Origin of the sequence: Pseudomonas sp. K5002, from assembly GCF_013386655.1 — a bacterium.
Taxonomy (GTDB): Bacteria; Pseudomonadota; Gammaproteobacteria; order Pseudomonadales; family Pseudomonadaceae; genus Aquipseudomonas.
This window is the reverse complement of the sequence record NZ_JACARK010000035.1, coordinates 1-4,647: the sequence shown is the minus strand read 5'-3', so window position 1 is coordinate 4,647 and position 4,647 is coordinate 1. Positions and strand designations below refer to the sequence as shown.

The following is a 4,647-nucleotide window of genomic DNA, read 5'->3' as shown; positions in this document are numbered from 1 at the left end:
CCCTTGCCCGCGCGATACCCCGCCAGGCTCAGCGACACTTTCTCCTCGGCCAGCGGCACCAGGCTGTCCTGGCTGCGCTGCACGGCGCGGTCCAGGCGCTGGTAGTTGGCCAGGTCGTCTTCGAGTTCCTGGGTATGTTCACGGGTCTTGGCTTCGCGTTCGGCGTCCAGTTGGTCGAGTTCGGCCTGCTTGGCGGCGATACCGGGGTTTTGTCGGCGACCGGGGAAGATCGGCAAATCGAAGGTGAATTGCAGGCTGACCATGTCCCCGTACTCACGGCCTCGGTGCTGGTAGTCCACTTCCCAACTCCAGTCCGAGGTCTTTTGCGCCCTGGCCTCGTTCAGCCGGGCTTCGGCCTCGCGGGTGCGCGGTGCAAAGGCTTGCAGAACCGGGTGCTGGTGCAGGTTGTGGGTGAAGCCGGTGGTGTCGATTTTCCAGTTCGGCAATTGCCCGCTGGGGGCTTCGCTGGCGGCCGGGCCGATCCAGCGCTTGAGGGCCGCCCGGGCCTGGGCGCGTTGCTGGATCAGCTCATCCTCGCGCTCGGCCAGGTCAGCCGCTTCCTGCTTCGGGATCACGACGTCGGAAGGCTGCCCGCGACCGCCGGCCAGTTGCGCACGCACGGTGTCTTGCAGCAGGCGATTCTGCTGATAGAAGTCCTTGAACAGTGCCTCTTTGCGCTCCACCGCATAGGCGCGAATCCACGCCTGGGCGGTGGCCTGACGCACATTCAAGCGCTCGATCCGGCCTTCGGCGGCAGCCGTGTCCACGCTGGCCGACGCCAACTCAACCCGTGCCTTGCGCTTGTCGCGGCTGGGCACTTGTTGCTGGATGCCGATCATTTGCTCGGTCATGTCATCGCCATACAACGTGCCGCGATTGGGCCCGCCAACGGGGAAATTTTGCAGGCCTACTACCAGTTTCGGGTCCGGCAGTTCGCCGGCCGGAATCGCCGCCTGAGTGGCAGCCTGCAATTTGGAGGATTCAGCCGTCAGCGACGGCGCGTTGTTTTGCGCCAGGCGCAAGGCCTCATCCAGGGTCAGCGCAGACGCCAGCGTCGGCCACGCCAGCACGCCCATCACCAAGGCACGCACGCATAGGAAATTCATCTTGAAGTGTCCTGTTCTGTTGCGCTGCGCACCGCTTTACGCGGCCCACAGCAAGGCCGTCCCGGTTCAGGGACGAGTCTTCAGGTGCAACAGGATTCAGCGACGGGGCGGGCGCCAGACGCCGGACGGCGTGCGGTCGGGGATGAAATCAGAAGAGACGCTGACAACCAGCGCATTGGAAGCAGTCACCGGGGCCTTGAGCACCGGCATCGACAATTGCAGCATGCCGCCGGTCTTGCACTCCTGGCCGGGCTTGCAGCTTTTGCTGTGATCGGCGGCTGCGCCGTCCTGGCAACAGTCAGGGGCCATGTCGCTCATCATCTGCATGTCGGACATCTGCATCGGGCACGGCTCGGTGCTCGACGGCACACCCGCCATCCCGGTCAGGGGAAGCGCAAGACTCAACATCAGCACCAGGAAAAAACGCAGATAGCGGCTCATGGGACGGGAGCTTAGCCAAAAGGCGGTTAAGCAACAATTAACAAAATCCGGAGATTTCGCCTTCGCCCGGAATGCAGCAACGACACAAAACAAAATGTGGGAGCGGGCTTGCTCGCGAAAGCGGTGTATCAGCCAATCCATATGTGACTGATACACCGCTTTCGCGAGCAAGCCCGCTCCCACATGGGGACCGAGCAAGCCTGAGGATCAGTGCATGAAGATCGCGATCAGGATAATGACCGGGATAGGCACACCGAGGAAAAACAGCAGTAATGAGCGCATGACGTTCTCCTTGAATTAACGAACGGAAGTGGTGTGGGGAGTGGTTTCCAGATACACCACGGCATCCCGGCGACGACCACCAAAGGTTGCAGCGAGGCTGGCAAAAAACGCACCGATCAACAGCGCCACGAAGGTCCACAGCGACGTGTAGGCAGCCACTTTTGCAGCCGTGTCGGCAGCCTGCTTGGCTTTCAACTTGGCGTCATCCAGGGCTTTTTGAGCCTGGCCATAGACCTGGTCAACACGCGCCTCGGCATCGGCCTGGCTGAGGTTGGTCCGCTGGCTGATCAACTGTGCAAGGTACGCACGGTCTTCAGGTGCCAGCTGACCATTGTTGCTCACGGTACGAGCGAAGATGCGAGCGACCACACCATGCACCGCGTCATCACTGACGGCGGCCGGGCGATCATCACGGAACAGGCTGTCGACGTAGTAGCCAAAGTCTTCGCCCTTGGAGGCAGCGCCAGCCACCTGGCTCATGCCACTGACGGCACCCGAGGCCACACTGGCACCGGCCTTCACACCACCGCTGACCACACTGCTGACCGAACCGACGATCAGCACCGCCGTCACCAGTGTCGCCACGGCCCAGGCCAGGAAGCCATGGGCGGTGTCGCGAAAGTACACCTCATCGCCGTGCATATTGGCCCATTTCACCCGCAGGCGACCGGCGATGTAACCGCCCATCCCCGACGCGATGATTTGCGTAACCGCCAGCCAGACAATGGTAGAAATGCCAAGCCCTTTGGCGCTGATGCCACTGTCGGCCCACGGCGACACCGCCGAAAAGCCCAGGCCGAAGCCCAGCAGTACCAGAATCAAGGACAGCGCAGCCGCGGCAGCGGCCCCGGCAAAGATCGCGCCCCAGGAAACCCCGGAGAGCGTGCTCGACTCTTGCAGCGTGGATGAGGATGTAATCATTGTTGTTTTGCTCCAGGCATGAAAAATAGTGTTACAAGTCTCAAAAGGGACAGTGCAGGCGACGTGCCAGAAGCTCTAAAATTAAAACATCATATATTTCAACAACTTAATTAAGTTGAACTAATTTGAACCATGCAACTTGCAAGAAATGGCCTGGAGCGGCGGGCGTATTGCATTCCTCGTAGGAAATAACCCGTACGCACCCCATGGCATGCAAAAAATCCTACACACACAGCGTTCGTTCAGATTCAGCGGGTTATGGTGAATTGTGTCGTTTGTGCCTACATAAATTTTTATTTAGGAAGCGGGCTATCATTTCTTGGCAAAATGCCCGCACTTCAGTGTGAATCGCTCACCAGGTAATCCTTATGACCCGCATTTTGACCATCGAGGACGACGCCGTAACGGCCCGCGAGATCGTTGCCGAGCTGAGTAGCCATGGACTGGACGTAGACTGGGTAGACAATGGCCGCGAAGGCCTGGTCCGTGCCGTCAGCGGTGATTACGACCTGATCACCCTCGACCGCATGCTCCCGGAACTGGATGGCCTGGCCATCGTCACCACCCTGCGCACTATCGGCGTATCCACGCCGATCCTGATGATCAGCGCCCTCTCCGATGTGGATGAACGGGTACGCGGCCTGCGGGCCGGTGGTGATGACTACCTGACCAAACCGTTCGCCTCCGACGAAATGGCCGCCCGCGTCGAAGTGCTGCTGCGGCGCAAAAGCACGGTCAAGGAGTTTGAAACTGCCTTGCGCGTGGCGGATCTGGAACTGAATCTGATCAGCCGTGAAGCCAGCCGCGCCGAACAGCCCTTGAGCCTGTTGCCGACCGAATACAAACTGCTGGAATTCCTGATGCGCAACACCGGGCAAATTCTCTCGCGGATGATGATCTTCGAGGAAGTCTGGGGTTATCACTTCGACCCGGGCACCAACCTGATCGACGTGCACATCGGTCGCCTGCGCAAAAAAATCGACCCGCCGGGCCTCACGCCGCTGATCCGCACGGTACGAGGTTCCGGGTATGTCATTGCTGAACCCCTCTAAAGGCTGGCGCTCTTCCAGCAGCCGGCTGCTGGCGCTCTACAGTTCGTTGTTCGTGGCCTGGAGCTGCATCCTCATGGGCGTGCTGTACTACGAGGTGTCCGGTTACCTGGGCGACCTCTCGCGCCACTCCCTGATGCAGCGCCAGCACCTGTTCCAGCGGTTTGACGGCGAAGAGCTGGTGGAAGCCCTGACCACCAGCATGACCTTCGACATGAAGGGCGTTGACGCCTACGGCCTGTTCGACAATCAGTTCAACCCCATCAGCGGCCCGATCCGCGTGATACCGCCCGACCTGCCAATGGACGGGCACATCCACGCCCTGGCCAACTGCATCGACTCCGACGACCCGAAACTGCCGCGCGACAGCTGCGACGCCGTAGCCACCCACACCGAAGACGGCCGCTGGCTGATCCTGGTGCGGGCCAACGGCTCGCTGTTCGGCGTGACGCGGATCATCCTGCACGCCTTGCTGTGGGGGATCACCCTGACGATCATTCCCGGCGCGGCTGGCTGGCACCTGCTGCGACGGCGTCCGTTGCGACGGATTCGCGGGATCCAGGCGAGCGCCGAAGCCATCGTGGCCGGCGACCTGACCCACCGCTTGCCGTTGTCTGACCGACGCGACGAACTGGACATGCTGGCGGCCATCGTCAACGCGATGCTCGACCGCATCGAGAAGCTGATGAACGAGGTCAAGGGCGTGTGCGACAACATCGCCCACGACCTGCGCACCCCGCTGACCCGCCTGCGGGCGCAGCTGTACCGGATCCAGCAGCAGGCCGATGTGGACGCGCCCCACGCCCTGCAACTGGACGCGGCCATCGCCGAAACCGACACCTTGATGG

At 61.3% G+C, this 4,647-nt stretch carries 5 protein-coding genes; 2 read left to right on the top strand and 3 right to left on the bottom strand.

Annotated elements, in window-relative coordinates; translation table 11 throughout:
* The 3 genes from HX846_RS01755 to HX846_RS01745 all read right to left on the bottom strand — a co-directional run.
* Positions 1–1,106 (bottom strand): TolC family protein (locus HX846_RS01755; RefSeq protein WP_178964842.1); only part of this gene is annotated, 1,106 nt, incomplete at its 3' end.
* A 96-nt stretch (positions 1,107–1,202) separates the two neighbouring features.
* A complete protein-coding gene (locus HX846_RS01750) occupies positions 1,203–1,547 on the bottom strand; it encodes a hypothetical protein (RefSeq protein ID WP_177028787.1) in 345 nt (114 codons plus the stop codon).
* Positions 1,548–1,844: 297 nt separating this feature from the next.
* Complete coding sequence (locus tag HX846_RS01745; RefSeq protein ID WP_003219728.1) at positions 1,845–2,750, bottom strand: hypothetical protein; 906 nt, start codon at positions 2,748–2,750, stop codon at positions 1,845–1,847.
* 368 nt (positions 2,751–3,118) lie between these two features.
* Between HX846_RS01745 and HX846_RS01740 the strand changes: the two genes are divergently transcribed.
* The gene (locus HX846_RS01740; protein ID WP_003219726.1) at positions 3,119–3,802 is read left to right on the top strand and encodes a response regulator transcription factor; all 684 of its coding nucleotides are present in this window, start codon (positions 3,119–3,121) and stop codon (positions 3,800–3,802) included.
* The coding region (locus HX846_RS01735; RefSeq protein ID WP_178964841.1) for a HAMP domain-containing protein at positions 3,780–4,647 on the top strand (868 nt) is incomplete at its 3' end. The genes HX846_RS01740 and HX846_RS01735, both read left to right, overlap by 23 nt.

Excerpts from the sequence above, each read along its gene's own strand:
- HX846_RS01750 (WP_177028787.1), bottom strand. The coding sequence starts at position 1,547 with ATGAGCCGCTATCTGCGTTTTTTCCTGGTGCTGATGTTGAGTCTTGCG.
- HX846_RS01745 (WP_003219728.1), bottom strand. The coding sequence starts at position 2,750 with ATGATTACATCCTCATCCACGCTGCAAGAGTCGAGCACGCTCTCCGGG.
- HX846_RS01740 (WP_003219726.1), top strand. The coding sequence starts at position 3,119 with ATGACCCGCATTTTGACCATCGAGGACGACGCCGTAACGGCCCGCGAG.